Genomic DNA, 14,745 nt, shown 5'->3' with positions numbered 1-14,745 from the left:
GTCATCCCAAGTCATGGACTTTGTACGCGATTCAGTTCAGTCAGGAGAGATGGACACCGAATCCTGGTATTCCGTGTATCAACTTGCTGAAATGCTCAAGATTTCACGCTCCCCAGTACGCGAGGGGCTTTTAAGACTTGAAGAGGCTGGTCTAATCGAATTTGTCCGAAATCGCGGATTCCGAATCATCAAGACTAAGCCTGAGGAAGTTTCTGAAATCTTCGCGTTGAGGTTAGCAATTGAACCCGCCGCGACATCGCGCGCGGCTAAATTGCGGACCCCCGAGCAAATTGAAGACATGAACAAACTGTTATCACTCATGGTGCAGGCTTCTGAGAAAGCTGATGAAGCAGCCTTCTTCCATTGGGATCAACTATTGCACGAGCAAGTGTTAGCAGCAGGAAGATCGAAACGCGGTGCAAAGATCCTGGCGCAGCTTCGCGCTCACACCAGGATCCTGTCAACATCCACCGTGCGGCAATATCGAACGCTGGATCAGGTGCACTCCGAACACGTCCCCATTATTCAGGCCATCGAATCACAGGATTCAGAACTTGCCTTTACAACGATGTCAGAGCATATTACGGCAACCGGGAAGCTACTTCTGCGCCAAGCTATCGCAGCCAATCGCAGCCAATCGAATCATCCCGATGATTCCAGCGAATTACCAAGCCTGGAGTCAGAAGTTGAACGAATTTGGAACCTCTTCGCGTAGTATTTCGCGTTATTCCTCTTCTGTCGGCTTCACCATATCTTTTGAGTAGTTCAACACGAAAGCGCATACCGCACAAGCCGTCGCACAGCTAAATACCCAAGGGCTCAACCACTCATTTACACCCGTAACGGTCCCACCGGAGGCTGTCACGATTCCAAAAGTTTGGATAATGACGATTGCAGCTCCTCCGATTAGGAAAAGCACCATAAACACATAAAACAGCACCTGGAAGAATTTAAAGACTGATTTCATTCCTGATTCCTTATCTCTCACAATTTTCGCTTAACTTGCGGGTACGTAAATCGGTAGCCATTCCATACCAACCACCCAGGCCAACGCCATCATTGGAAGAACGAAATAGATGATGAGCGGAACAAACATCTTTGGCGGATCTGCATCTGCCATTGCAGCCGACAAGTAGATAGGAGCGCCAACAGGCGGTGATGCTCCTTCCGTAGACGTACACAGCAGCACAACAACAATTGCCAAAGTTGGATCCAAACCGACAACAGTAAGAGCAGCAACTGCCGGTGCACCAACGGCAGCAGCTGTCGCGGTCGACGACAGTGGAGTTGCCACAAGCACTGCCAAAATCGCAACCGCAATAAGCATGATCCAGCGAGGCAAATTCATAGAGTCGAGAAGACCGGAGAGCTGGCCGCCGACTCCAAGCTCTTCCATGATTGTCGCAGCAGCCAAGGCTGCGAACAATGAAATTCCCACCGTCGCAAACTGGTGTGAATCACGTCGAAGCTGCGCTTTGAACTGAATATTGTTCAAACGAATGCGGTTCGCACCTTCAATCAGCGCAATCGCGGTAATAAGAATCGGCACCCAAACAATAATCGAGATTGCACCAACGCCGTCTTCCCCGATAATGGCTTCTTTCCCAAGGTATCCAGCAAGCGGGCCAATCGTCAGAAGTACCGGGATGATGATCCCCAAGAAGATTGAAGGCGAACGCCAGCCTTCCTTCCATGCTTGCGAGAATGGTTTCATAGACTCGTGCGGAGTCGCTTCGATCTTGAACTTTCGAGACCAGTAGAACACTACAAGCATGCGATACAACACCGCGTATGCTCCACCACACGCCAAGGCAACATACACCGACGATGCGGATGCACCAGATGCAGCTGGTAGTGCCAAAATAATGAACATAGTTGAGTTTGGCGGCAGTGCAACGCCCAGACCCGAATTGCCCGCAACCAAGGTTGCAGCTCGTTCCGATGACCAACCAGTCTTTTTCATCCATGGAATCGTCACCGATCCAACGGTTGCCGAGTTACCTGCCGTCGAACCAGCGATCAACCCGATCATCGCGGAGGACAATGTAGAAACGTAAGCTGCTCCACCGCGAAGTCGTCCAAAAATGGAATTCAAAATTTCGATTAGTCGGTCAATAAGTCCCGTGGCTTGAACAACGATTCCCATGAACACGAATGCCATGCCCGCAAAGGTAACTTCCGACTGAGCAGCCGTAACCAATGCGTTGCCCAAAAGCTGCGGCGCATCAGCGCCACCTAGAAGTGCCGTAGCTAAAAGAGCTACGACAAGAGATTCAGAAATATCTCTTTTGATAACTGTGTTCATCACGACTGTTACCGCGATGAACACAAGCAGTGCTGCAATACCCATAACCTGCCTCAAAAACTTGTCCGTCAGTGATTGGAATCACGGTAGCATGTTACATGTCACTACACGCGGGAACTTTGCAAAAAGTTTTTGAGATCACCAAAAACACTGGTCATCTAGGCAATAATTTCAGATGCCAGTGTTTCTGGATTGGTTGTTTTAGTCGTTAGAGGAACTTAACACCCTGCGCGAGTGGAAGTTCACCGGAGTAGTTGACGGTGTTGGTGGCGCGGCGCATGTAGGCCTTCCATGCATCGGAGCCGGATTCGCGGCCGCCGCCGGTTTCCTTCTCACCTCCGAAGGCACCACCGATTTCAGCACCGGAGGTACCAATGTTGACGTTGGCGATACCGCAGTCGGAGCCAGAAGCGGAGATGAAAATCTCTGCTTCAGAGCTATCCTGGGTAAAGATAGCGGAGGACAGTCCCTGTGGAACGGCGTTGTGCAGGGCGATTGCTTCATCCAGGTCAGAGTAGGTGATGACGTAGAGGATTGGAGCAAAAGTCTCATTGTGAACGATGTCGGTTTGTTCCGGCATGCGCACCACGGCTGGTTCGACGTAGAAGGACTTCTCGGTATCGTCGACGATAACGCGGTTGCCGCCGACCAGTACTTCGCCGCCTTGTTCCTTCGCGGTTTCCAAAGACTTCTGCATGCCCTCATATGCGCCCTCGTTGATGAGTGGGCCAACCAGGACGGACTCATCGCGTGGGTCGCCGATGGTTAGAGTCTTGTAAGCAGCGACAATATTGTCCACCAGTTCATCCGCGATGGACTCGTGCACGATAAGGCGGCGCATGGTGGTGCAGCGCTGGCCAGCAGTGCCGGCGGCAGCGAAGACGATACCGCGCAGAGCCAGGTCAAGGTCAGCGGATGGGGTGACAATGCCTGCATTGTTACCGCCGAGCTCCAGCAGGTAACGGCCGAAACGAGAGGCGACGCGAGGAGCCACTTCGCGGCCCATGCGGGTAGAACCGGTGGCAGACACCAGTGCAACGCGTGGGTCATCCAGCAGAACTTCACCGACGTTGCGGTCGCCGAGGATGAGGTGGCTGATGTTCTGGTCTTCACCGCACTCTTCAATCGCACGGGCGAGCAGTGCATGCGCGCCAAGAGCAGACAGCGCACACATCTCCGATGGCTTCCACACCACGGTGTCGCCGCAGACCAGCGCGTTCGCGGTGTTCCAGGAGTAGACCGCGACTGGGAAGTTAAACGCGGAAATCACGCCGACCACACCAATTGGGTGCCAGGTCTCCATGAGACGGTGACCAGGACGCTCCGAAGGCATGGTCTTGCCGTAGAGCATGCGGGATTGTCCCAGTGCGAAGTCGCAAATGTCAATCATTTCCTGGACTTCGCCTTCAGCCTCAGAAATGGACTTGCCGGCTTCAACCTGAACCAGAATGCCCAGGTCATGCTTGTGCTCTGTAAGCAGCTCTCCCCAACGCTTCACCACATTGCCACGCCGTGGCGCTGGGACTTCGCGCCAGGACTTGTAGGCTTCATCGGCAGCCGTGATCATCTCAGTGGCCTGCTCTTTCGTGGTGCCCTGAATGGCGAAGAGGTCCTCGCCAGTCAGTGGCGTGCGGGTCTGCAGGTTACCGCCGCTGAGTTCGCCGGTGTAGCCGCACGCCGCAAGTGCGTTCTGGATGGTCTGAAGAAGCTGGTCATGAGTCTGAGTAGCCATGGAAAATATTTCCTTTCGAAGGTTTTAGAAATGTTGGGGGTTTAGCTTTGAAGGGCTGGGGTTGGGTGGATGGTTACTCCAAGTTGCTGCGCTGCGGCTGACAAGGAGGCCTCTTCCTGGGCTTTGTACAACTCGTAAGGTTCGACGATGTCGCGGCCAACAATCTTTGAAAGCGTGTCAAGGTCATAGTCCGTTCCTTGCTGTTCATTGTCACGAGTACCTTCATCTTTCAGGTTCGACTGGAAGATGCCCGCCGCCGAACGCGGCAGGAAGTCCTCGTAGACGATGGGCTGGGCGGTGAGCACACCGGAATCGATAAGCTGCTCTGCGTCGTACTCCCCTGGCTCAGCGCTACTTGTGACTTCATAGGTGAAGTAGCCCAAGCCCTGCTCACGCAGGCCCTTCTCTGTGTTGGGAAGGTTTTCTGCCCACACCTCGCGGGCAAGTTCCACGCGGGTCTTACCAGAGCCTGCAGCAAGTTTTTCATCCACCTGGGTGTTCATGGTGTCGTAGAGTTCGCGACCCTGCGGGGTCAGAGCGATGCCGCGCTGCTCTACCTCGCCGAAGCGCACGCGCAGCGCGCCTGGACCAACGGTGCCGTCTGCGAACTTAAACATGCGCTCTTCATCGAGTGCGCGGAAAGAAGTCTGGCGTAGCAAGATGTCGGGGCCATCCCAGTCTGGTGGGCCTTGGATTTCATCAATCATGGTGATGCCGCGGGCTTCCATGCGGTTGTACAAATCATCAATGTCCAACACACGCGGGGTGAGGTGGTTGATATGCGTGTAGCGCACGCCGCCGATATCAGAAGCAACCGCGGAGATCGCTTCTAGCTCGCGGTACCACTGCTCATCAATTGGCTCATCATTGAGCTCAAATGCTGCGGTAGCTAGCTCAATGAGCTTATCGGCATCGACTTCTTCGAGCCCCTTGCCTTCTGCGGCCTTGGCGGCCATTGCCACCAGTTCATCAGAGAAGATGTGACGCTCAGCTATGTAACTTTGCAAACGCTCTTGCAGTTCGGGACTGAAAAAGCGCGGGTCATCTGCCGCCAGCATGGAGGTAAACACACGGAAGGGGTTCTTGGCCAACTCATCCTTGTCAGTTGGGCGGAATGCCGTGGACACCACTGGGACCGAAGACTTGGAAGCATCACGCAGGTCATAGAAACCCACTGGGTACATGCCGAAACCGGCAAAGACCTGAGCTACCTGGCTCATCTCCTCTGGGGAGCCGACGCGGATGGCGCCGTGGCGCTCTGCCGTGACACGCCCGATGCTGCCCAGGCGTTCTGCCTCCGCGCCCATGGTGTCCATGAAGTCCGTGTTTACTGCCTCTGATACCTCCACCAAAGTGGTGTAGGCAGGGACTTCGGTTCCGTACATATCTGACAGACTGCGAGCAAAGCGAGCGCGAAGTTCCCATGTTTCTTGAAATACCATTGAAATTCTTTGTTCCTTTTACTATTTAGATGATGTTCTTTTCAATGACTGATTTGAGGTCTTGATCAAATCGGGCGGTGGAATAGCCGTCATGGGGAAGGAAAGATTCCCGGCCCTGAATTATGTCGGCGGCAAATTCGCCGGCAGCGGGGCCTTGCAGGAATCCGTGCCCGGAAAATCCAGTACAGTAGTAGAAACCGGTCACGCGGTCAGATGCGCCGATAATCGCGTTGCGGTCGGGAGTGTTTTCATAGAAACCCGCCCAGCCGGAATCCAGCTGTGGGTTCTGAAGTGATGGTGCGAATATCTTCGCCGCGGAATTGAATGCGCCGAGCCATTCAAAGCTGTAATCGCGGTTGAAGCTTGGTTCTTGTGGGTGGGAAATTCCCAGCAGCATGCCGTTGTAGTAGTTGTGCATGTACATGGTGGTGGACAAATCTAAGGTAAACGGCACCGTGGGGTGCGCTTGTGGCATCTGCGTGGTCAGCCCGATCATGCGGCGAACGGGTTCAACAGGCAAGGTGTGCCCGGCCATCTCACCAATCTTTGCAGACCATGCGCCGGCTGCGCACAGCACCTGCTCGGTGCGGATGGCGCCGCGTTGCGTAGTGACTGATTCGATCACCCCGCCGGAGGTAGAAATATCCAGGACTTCGGTGTGGTCCATAACCGTAACGCCAAGGGAGATTGCCGCGCGCATGTAGCCCTCGACCGCGGCTGCCGGGCAGGCATAGCCATCATCGGGAGAAAGTGAACCAGCAAGAATTGCCTTTGGGTCAATGAAGGGATTGACCTCAGCGACTTTCTCCGGGGTGATCATGGAAGAGTTCACGCCCAACTCATTCTGGGTGGCGGTTGCTTCTTCTAGGTTTGCCACTTCTTCTTCGGTGCGGGCCAGGAAAAGGTAGCCGACTTTCGCCAATTCAATGTTGGTACCAAAGTCTTCTTTCCAGGTGCGGAAGGAATCCAAGGAACGCTTGCCTAGGATGACATTCATGGGGTCAGAGAAGTTTGCACGGACTCCGCCCATTGGCTTAGCAGAGGATCCTCTGCCCACTTCGTGTTGTTCCACCACAACAATGCCGGTGACACCACGGGACGCTAGGTGCCAAGCAGCACTCATGCCCATGATCCCTCCGCCGATGATGACAATGCTGGCAATCTCTGGTTGCTTCTGCGCATAGTTCGGAACTAGTGGAACTTTAACGTCAACCACATCTTCCTCCTTTCACACCCAGTGGTCTAAACCACTCATGGCCGGTTATCTGTTATCGATAACTCTAACCCTAGGATTGTGATCGCGCAATAGAATGGAGAAACAATATTAAAAACCCTCACCCACCTGCACTTTAATGCCAGTGAGAGAGGGTTGAAGGGGCGAAAAGGACCTAAGAAGCAGGCGGATAATTCTTGGGGCGAGCGTATTCTAGGTGCTTCAGCATGAGCGCGGCAGCCTTTTCAGGGTCGCGTTCTTGGACCGCTTTCGCGATATCGACATGCTCCCGCGCTGAATGCTGCAGACCTTGACTGTCTTTCAGATAGCGATACGCACCGTTGACACGGGACTCATCACGCAGGTTAGAGATGGTTTTTGACCAACGTGAATTGCCAATGGAATCTACCACCGCCATGTGAAAGTCATGGTCAGCGTTGAGATAAGGCAACGCCGGATCTTCCCGAGTGGACGGCAAGGCCTCGATGGAACGCTGGGCAAGACGCACGATATTTTCAATTGCTTCAATGCCGATGTCGCGGGTGGCAGCCTGGCGCGCGGCTTCAACCTCAATAAGCACGCGCATTTCATAAACCTCATAGCGGTCATGCTCGGATAGCTCCACCACCCGAAAGCCGCGGTTGCGCACCGGCTCAAGTAGGCCGATAGCAGCCAGCGCCATCATCGCTTCACGCGCGGGCGAGTTAGAGATCCCCAGGTGCGAAGCCAAGGAGTTCGCCGAATAAATCTCACCGGGCACCATGATGCCGGAAAAGAGCAGTTGCCTAATGAGGTTTTGCGTCGATTGCTTCAACGTTGATTGACTCAGCGCGGACTCGCGCCCGACCTGTTCAATCCGCTTGGCCCATTCATCACCAGGTGCCATCTTAAGCCACCCCTTAACTCTGATTGTTTCTAACCGGTTCAATCCTAGCCAGGCACAGGCAGTTGATCCTGCATCAATCTAGGAACTTTTAGCCCCAAAAGAAGAAACTTTTGCCAAACGCTTCACTTATGGGTTATCGATAACATACCATGTAGCTCACGTCGCAAAACCCTATGCATTGAAACTCCCATCGTTTTGTGACAGCGGATGTATCCTCGCCTTATCAACCGAAAGGACCTGAGTTGAGTTCTTCATTAACTACCCACTTCCTCGCCCAAGATGCCGGTGGCGGCATCGACGGCGCTATCCAATCGGTCTTCGGACCCTTCGTAGAGTTCCTTGAAACGGCGGTCTTCTTCTCCATCCCGGTTCTCGGCGCGGATCTCCCTCTCGTGGTGGTCTGGCTGGTTGCAGGCGGTGTATTCTGCAACGTCTACTTTCGCGTACGTCCGCTAAAAGACGCCAAGCAAGCTTTCCGCGTTGTCCGCGGCTTGATGGCCAAGAAATCAGACCCAGGCCAGGTGACCAGTTTCCAAGCCTTTGCCACAGAGCTCGCCGGCACCGTCGGACTCGGCAACATCGCTGGTGTTGCCGTCGCCATCACCATGGGCGGCCCCGGCGCATCCTTCTGGATTGCAGCCGCTGGTGTGCTCGGTATGGCGGTTAAGCTCGCTGAGGCCACCTTGGGCCAGATGTTCCGCCGCGTCAACGATGACGGCACAGTCGCCGCTGGTCCGATGTACTTTTTGGAGTACGGTCTAAAATCCATCGGCAAGCCAAAGCTCGGTATCGGCCTGGGCTATTTCTACGCCATCGGCATGGCGCTGGCCGTAATGGGTGCCGGCAACATTTTCCAGGCCAACCAGGTTGCCATGCACCTGACTGACATCACCGGTGGTGAGGACAGCTTCCTCTACGGCAACGGCTGGATTATTGGCGTTGCCATTGCCATCCCGGCGGCAGTTGTACTGATTGGTGGAATTAACTCCATCGCCAATGCAACCAGCCGCCTGGTCCCAGTGATGTCTGTAGTTTATGCCGTCGCTGTGTTTATTGTTCTGGGCTTTAACTTCTCTGAAATCCCGAACGCATTCGTGCAGATTTTCCAGGGCGCATTCACCCCTGAAGGTATCTCCGGCGGCGTGCTGGGCGTGGCGATTATTGGTATTCAGCGTGCACTGTTCTCCAACGTGGCTGGTGTTGGTACCGCGGCTCTTGCCCACGGCGTGACCAAGAACCGTCGCCCCGCTGAGGAAGGTCTGGTTGCCGCATGGGAGCCATTCCTGGACTCCGTCATTGTGTGTACCCTGACCGCTGTTGCCATCATTGTTACTGGTGAGCACCTCAACACCGGCGCTGACGGCATTACCCTGGCTACTAACGCTTTTGCCACCGTCTCCTACGGTTTCACCTTCGTGCTGACCGTCTGCATCGTCTTGTTTGCATTCTCCACCGTGCTGTCCTACTGCTACTACGGCCAGCTCAACTTCGGCTACATCTTCAATGACAACAAGCGCGCAAAGCAGATCTACAGCGTCATCTACATCATCATGATTGTTGTTGGCGCATCCGTTTCCCTGGACACCGTTGTCCGCTTCTCCGACGCCACCTTCTTCCTGGTTGCTATCCCTAACCTGCTGGGCATCTACCTGCTGGCCAAGCCTTTGCGCAAGGAGATCTCTTCATACCGCAAGGCTACGGCCGGTGGTGAAATTGAACCGGTTCCAGAAAGAGACCGCGTGAACTTGCTGGATAACGGTTCCCCTACCAAGAACATTGACTAGAAAGATCTCTCCCCCATGTCTCAGACCAAATCTGCCATTGCCCTTTTCGCCGGCGCCGCTACTTTGTCCCTCTCCGCTTGCTCCTCCTCTGATGGCTCAGGCGATGGCCTTCTCGGTGCCATCGAATCTGGCAATGTCATCCTTGGCGTGAAGTTTGACCAACCAGGAATCGGCTTGCGCGAAGGCGATGGTTCCTTCACCGGCGCGGAATCCGATATCGCGACCAAGATTGTGGAGACCCTGGCCGAAGAAAACGGCTGGGATACTCCAAATATCGAGTACCGCGAAACCCCCGCCGCGCAGCGTGAGACTTTGCTGCGCAATGGTGAGGCGCATCTGATTCAGGGTGGCTATTCGATCACTCCGGACCGCATGGAGATTGTTGATTTCGCAGGACCGCTGCTGCTCACCCACCAGGCCTTGCTGGTGCGCACGGATGACTCCTCCATTCAATCGCTGGATGATTTGGACGGCAAGATTTTGTGCTCCACCACCGGTTCCAAGCCTGCGCAGCGCATCAAGGAAGAGATTCCGGCGGTGCAGTTGCAGGAATATGACACCAACTCCAGCTGCATTGAAGCGCTCTCACAAGGCAACGTGGATGCGCTAACCTCGGATGCCCCAATTCTTGCAGGCTACGCCGGACAGTATGACGGTGATTTTGAAGTGCTCGATATGACCAAGGCTGATGGATCTTTCTTCTCTGATGAGTGGTACGGCATTGGCCTGCAAAAAGATGACACCGAGGGCGTCGACGCCGTCAACCAGGCGCTCACTGACATGAAGGAGTCTGGGGAGCTCAACGCCATCATCGAGGAATACTTCGGTGACCTCGATTCCATTGAAAAAACCACCCCGGGCGATCTGTCCGGCATTTAAGGAGATTGCATGAACACCATCGCTCAACGCATCTTTGACCAGCGTGAAGCATCCCTTCGCCCGCCTTTGGGCGTAGTGCCCCCGGGCGCCGTGTCATTGGCGTTGGGTGAGCCCGACTTCGCTCCCCCGCAGGCGGTCATTGATGCCAGCCTCAAAGCCATTCAGCATGGCCGCACGAATTACACGGATCAGCATGGCATTGCAGAGCTTCGCGATGCCCTCCTGGCCGCACTCCCCGCCCGTCCTTCGGACTGGGATAAAAACAACATCGTGGTCACCCATGGTGCGACGGCTGGTTTGGGTGCGTTGTTCTTCGCGTTGATTGAGCCGGGTGACAAGGTGGTTATCCCGCAGCCGGCCTATTCTTTGTATGCGGACCAGGTGGTTTTGGCCGGTGGCACCGTGGAGTTTGTTCCCATGGGCACCGACCTGCACTTCGACTGTGAAAAGCTGGCAGTAGCGCTTAAGGGTGCGAAGATGGTGGTCTTTTCCAATCCTTCAAATCCCAATGGCATTGTGCACACGCGCGCCGAGCTGGAAAAGCTCGCAGAGCTTCTCGATGGCACAGAGACCATGGTTGTCTCCGACGAGGCCTATTCGGCCCTGACCTACACGGAGGAGAAATTCACCTCCGCGCTAGAAGTTGAGGGACTCAAAGAGCGAACACTCTACGTGCAGACGTTTTCTAAAAAGTACTGCATGACTGGTTTCCGCGTGGGCTATGTCGCCGGCGACAAGGATTTGATTGCCGCGATTGCGCAGATGCACCGCACTTTCAACGGCTCTGTTTCTGAGCAGGCGCAGCTCGCAGCGCTGGCTGCGGTGAAATTGCATGAAGCTGTGGTGACTCCGATGTTGGAGGAGTACGCGCAGCGCCGCGACCTGGTGGTGCGCTTGCTTAGCGATATCCCGCATGTCCAACTCGTGGAACCCGAGGGCGCGTTTTATGCTTTCTTCTCCTATGACACCGGCGTGCCATCTTCTGAGGTTGCGGCCGATTTGGCCGAACGTGGCGTGCTGGTTCGCGCTGGCGCCGAATATGGCCCAGATGCCGAAAGCCACATCCGATTGTCTTTTGCGGCTTCGCAAACAGATATCGAACGTGGCATCGGGATTATTAGGCAGTACTTTGAAGAAGGTGCTTAAGGTTTAAGCCTCTTTGGCAATCTTTTCTTCAATTCCGCGCGCGTCTTCCTCAACTTGTTCCAGGGAAGGCGCGCCTTCCTTTGTGCGCTTAATCCAAGCCGCGAGCACTTCGGGGTCAGTCGGCTTGGTGGCCAGAGAAACCACGATGTACACAATCGCGGACAGAATCAGACCAACATAGATTGGCTCGTTGGCAAAGACGCCGTCGAAGCGGTTTTCTGCCTGGATTTCTAAGATGCCCATGGTGATGAGCGTGCCCAGGGTACCAACGATCATGGCCCACGTCGCACCGGCACCCGTCCCGCGCTTCCATACCAGGCCGCCGATAATGGCAACCAGCAGCCCTCCGACGAGGATGTCATAAGCAATGGTCAAAGCTGCCACTACGTCAGGCACAGCCATGGCGATGAACAGCACAATCACGCCGAAAATCAGGACCCAGCGGCGGTTGATATTGATGTCTTCTTCGGCCTGTTCCGCGCGCGCTGCTGAGGCATCAGCAACCTTGACCACTTCCATTGGGCTCAGCTTGCGTGGTCCACGCTTTTCAGACATGCCCTTAAGCAGTGGGATAACGTCTGCCTGGACCACGGTGGCTGCAGCAATCAGACCACCGGATGCGGTGGACATCATCGCAGCAACCCCCGCAGCTAGTGCGATACCGCCGATACCGACTGGCAGAACTTCCAAAGCAACCGAAGCAAAGACGTCATCGCGAACTTCGATGCCAGGCAGGAGAACAGCTGCGGCCATACCGATGATCGCGCCGGCAACACCGAAGAGGATGCAGTAAACACCAGCCGCAGTACCGCCCAAACGGGCAACGCCCGGGGTCTTGGCGGTAAACACGCGCTGCCAGATGTCCTGGCCAATCAATAGGCCGAGTGTGTAGATGACGAAGTAGGTAATGATGGACTGCAGTCCCATTCCGCCGATGTCAAAGAACTCTGAATCCAAACGGCCCTGCAGCCCAGACCAACCGCCGGCTTGAGACAAGGAGATGGGCAGCATGAGCGCGAAGATACCAATGGTCATAATGACAAATTGCGCCATGTCAGCCAAGGTAATGGACCACATTCCGCCGACGGTGGCATAAACCAGCACCACAGCGCCGCCGACCAGAATAGACAGCCAGCGGTCCCAGCCAAAGAGCACCACGAAGACAGAGGCATAAGCGCCCGAGGAGGTCGCGGCCAACATCAAGGTGTACGCCAACATAATCAGTGAGGAAGCCTGCGTGGACTCGGTGCCATAACGCAAGGTCAGCATCTGCGAGACGGTAAAGATGCGAAGGCGCTGCAGTGCTGGCGCGAACGCCAAGCTGAGCACCAGCACGCCCACGCCAATAGCGGTGACCAGCCAGAAACCAGAAATACCGTAGGTGTAGCCCAAGCCAATGCCGCCCACGGCTGAGGCGCCGCCGAGGACCACTGCAACCATGGTGCCGGCGTATAGGGTGCCGCCGAGGTTACGCCCGGCAACTAGATAGTCAGCGGTATTTTTGATTCTCCTTGCGCCCCACACACCGAAGGCAATCATGCCAAGCAGGTATAGAGCCAAACTGCAATATTGAGCCATTCCATGGAGGTTCCTCTTTAGCGGTCAGTAGCAGGGATTTCTCTTTCTTCAACTTGTATTGCGCATCACAGCGCGTGACCCTATACTAAACATTAGTTGCCCAATAGGCAACAGTCTCCGAGAAGAACTTTCATGAGCAGAACATTCATTAAGGTAAAAGGATGAAGTCACTCCCCATTGAGCCAGTCGCAAGCGACATTGCCCTGGGTAGCCGTCTACGCGCACTGCGCGAACGTCGGCATTTCACCCTGGACCAAGTTGCTGAGCGCACTGGATTTTCCAAAGGTTTCATCTCACGTGTTGAACGTGACCTGACCAGCCCCTCTGTTCAATCCTTGGTCACTTTGTGCCAAGTTCTGGGCATCAATCCAGGTCAACTCCTAGATAGCCCCGAAGTATCCGTGGTGAAGTTTGAGAATGCGCCACGGGTTGATTTGGGAGGCGCGGGAATCATCGAAAGACTGCTCACCCCGCGTACACAGCGGGAAATTCAGATCATCCACATGTCCGTGGAAGCCCACGGACATGGTGAAGAAGAGCCGTACACCATGGATTGCCACATTGAATCCGTGCACGTCATCAAAGGCAGCTTCGTGGTCAATACCTCCTCGGAGGAATTCGCCTTAGAAGCCGGGGACACCCTGACATTTCCCGGCGCAGAACCTCACACCTGGCACAACCCCACTGGTGGCAGCACTGAAGTGCTGTGGGTGCTATCCGGAGTGTCATAAATCCACAGCGTTTAAGAAAGGACGCCCATCCCATGCTAGAAACCCCACGCGTTGAAGAAGGCGGCCACGTCGGCCCAGTTAATTCGGCCTTGGTTCCGCGCTACAGTGGCGAATCCACCTATGCCCTACTGCCGCGCTTACGCGATATTGAGGCACAGGACCGACAAGCTGGCATCAAGGTAGTCGGCGTTCCTTTTGACTCCGGTGTCTCCTACCGCCCTGGCGCACGCTTTGGTTCCAACCATGTGCGCCAGTCTTCCCGGCTGCTGCGCCCATACAATCCAGCGACGGATACTGCGCCTTTCGCGCAGACCCAGGTGGTGGACGCGGGTGACATGGCGGTTAATCCTTTCAACATCAATGAGGCCATTGAGGCTATCCAGCAAGACGCCATGGATCTCACCGCGGATGGTTCATCACTGATGACCATCGGTGGTGACCACACCATTGCACTGCCGCTGCTGCGTGCGGCATCGGCGCGCGCGAAAGAGCCGGTTGCACTGCTGCATTTCGATGCCCACTTGGACACATGGGATACCTACTTCGGTGCGGACTACACCCACGGCACTCCATTTCGCCGCGCGGTAGAAGAAGGCGTGTTGGATACAGAGGGCATCTGCCACGTGGGCACCCGCGGCCCCTTGTACGGCAAGAAGGACTTGGAAGATGACCGCCGCTTTGGTTTCGGCATTGTTACCTCCTCGGACGTGTTCCGTCAGGGCGTGGATGAAATCATCGCTAAGCTGCGTGACCGCGTAGGCAAGCGCCCGCTGTACATCTCTGTGGACATTGACGTCCTTGATCCTGCTCATGCCCCTGGCACCGGCACCCCCGAAGCTGGCGGACTGACCTCGCGTGAGTTGCTGGAAATCATCCGTGGCCTGCGCGGGCTCAACATTGTTGGCGCTGATGTCGTGGAGGTTGCTCCTTCCTACGACCATGCGGAAATTACCGGTGTTGCGGCATCACACGTGGCCTATGACTTGATTACGTTGATGGCTGACCTGCGCGGGAATACCCAGCGCGCTTAGGCTCTGCGCGAAGACAAG

General features: G+C 55.3%; 13 protein-coding genes. 6 read left to right on the top strand and 7 right to left on the bottom strand.

Translation table 11 applies throughout. The annotated features are described in order from the left end of the window. The first annotated feature begins 13 nt into the window (after positions 1 to 13). Positions 14 to 715: a GntR family transcriptional regulator gene (locus CCASEI_RS04080; RefSeq protein ID WP_081466590.1), complete on the top strand. Its 702-nt coding sequence runs from the start codon at positions 14 to 16 to the stop codon at positions 713 to 715. 9 nt (positions 716 to 724) lie between these two features. Here the strand turns inward: CCASEI_RS04080 and CCASEI_RS04075 are convergent, their stop codons facing one another. The 6 genes from CCASEI_RS04075 to CCASEI_RS04050 all read right to left on the bottom strand — a co-directional run bounded on the left by CCASEI_RS04075 (position 725) and on the right by CCASEI_RS04050 (position 7,578). Then, complete coding sequence (locus CCASEI_RS04075) at positions 725 to 967, bottom strand: hypothetical protein (RefSeq protein WP_025387210.1); 243 nt, start codon at positions 965 to 967, stop codon at positions 725 to 727. A 30-nt stretch (positions 968 to 997) separates the two neighbouring features. Next, positions 998 to 2,350, bottom strand: coding sequence for a TRAP transporter large permease subunit (locus tag CCASEI_RS04070; RefSeq protein WP_006821324.1), 1,353 nt, complete (start codon positions 2,348 to 2,350; stop codon positions 998 to 1,000). 163 nt (positions 2,351 to 2,513) lie between these two features. Continuing rightward, a complete protein-coding gene (gene amaB, locus CCASEI_RS04065) occupies positions 2,514 to 4,037 on the bottom strand; it encodes an L-piperidine-6-carboxylate dehydrogenase (protein WP_006821323.1) in 1,524 nt (507 codons plus the stop codon). A 41-nt stretch (positions 4,038 to 4,078) separates the two neighbouring features. Then, positions 4,079 to 5,479: a 2-oxoadipate dioxygenase/decarboxylase gene (gene hglS / locus CCASEI_RS04060; protein WP_025387209.1), complete on the bottom strand. Its 1,401-nt coding sequence runs from the start codon at positions 5,477 to 5,479 to the stop codon at positions 4,079 to 4,081. Between the two features lie 25 nt (positions 5,480 to 5,504). Beyond that, on the bottom strand, positions 5,505 to 6,695 hold the full coding sequence (locus CCASEI_RS04055; RefSeq protein ID WP_006821321.1) for an NAD(P)/FAD-dependent oxidoreductase: 1,191 nt from the start codon (positions 6,693 to 6,695) through the stop codon (positions 5,505 to 5,507). A 172-nt stretch (positions 6,696 to 6,867) separates the two neighbouring features. Further along, complete coding sequence (locus CCASEI_RS04050) at positions 6,868 to 7,578, bottom strand: GntR family transcriptional regulator (protein ID WP_025387208.1); 711 nt, start codon at positions 7,576 to 7,578, stop codon at positions 6,868 to 6,870. Positions 7,579 to 7,820: 242 nt separating this feature from the next. Between CCASEI_RS04050 and CCASEI_RS04045 the strand changes: the two genes are divergently transcribed. Genes CCASEI_RS04045 through CCASEI_RS04035 form a run of 3 tightly spaced genes read left to right on the top strand, consistent with a single transcriptional unit; the run spans position 7,821 to position 11,387 of the window. Then, entirely contained in the window at positions 7,821 to 9,362 is a 1,542-nt protein-coding gene (locus tag CCASEI_RS04045; protein WP_025387207.1) for an alanine/glycine:cation symporter family protein, read from the top strand. 15 nt (positions 9,363 to 9,377) lie between these two features. Next, positions 9,378 to 10,241, top strand: coding sequence for a glutamate ABC transporter substrate-binding protein (locus CCASEI_RS04040; RefSeq protein ID WP_025387206.1), 864 nt, complete (start codon positions 9,378 to 9,380; stop codon positions 10,239 to 10,241). Positions 10,242 to 10,250: 9 nt separating this feature from the next. Continuing rightward, entirely contained in the window at positions 10,251 to 11,387 is a 1,137-nt protein-coding gene (locus CCASEI_RS04035; protein WP_025387205.1) for a pyridoxal phosphate-dependent aminotransferase, read from the top strand. A gap of 3 nt (positions 11,388 to 11,390) precedes the next feature. Here CCASEI_RS04035 and CCASEI_RS04030 read toward each other — a convergent pair whose 3' ends face one another. After that, positions 11,391 to 12,965, bottom strand: coding sequence for a sodium:solute symporter (locus tag CCASEI_RS04030; protein WP_051461184.1), 1,575 nt, complete (start codon positions 12,963 to 12,965; stop codon positions 11,391 to 11,393). A gap of 161 nt (positions 12,966 to 13,126) precedes the next feature. Here CCASEI_RS04030 and CCASEI_RS04025 point away from each other — a divergent pair, with 161 nt between their 5' ends. Continuing rightward, positions 13,127 to 13,696 carry a helix-turn-helix domain-containing protein gene (locus CCASEI_RS04025; protein WP_025387204.1) on the top strand — a complete coding sequence of 190 codons (570 nt, stop codon included), beginning with the start codon at positions 13,127 to 13,129 and terminating at the stop codon, positions 13,694 to 13,696. A gap of 32 nt (positions 13,697 to 13,728) precedes the next feature. Next, on the top strand, positions 13,729 to 14,727 hold the full coding sequence (speB, locus tag CCASEI_RS04020) for an agmatinase (RefSeq protein WP_006821314.1): 999 nt from the start codon (positions 13,729 to 13,731) through the stop codon (positions 14,725 to 14,727). Positions 14,728 to 14,745: the final 18 nt, after the last annotated feature.

Origin of the sequence: Corynebacterium casei LMG S-19264, from assembly GCF_000550785.1 — a bacterium.
GTDB classification, from domain to species: domain Bacteria; phylum Actinomycetota; class Actinomycetes; order Mycobacteriales; family Mycobacteriaceae; genus Corynebacterium; species Corynebacterium casei.
Note: the sequence above shows the minus strand (reverse complement) of the source record. Positions and strands in the feature narration are given on the sequence as shown.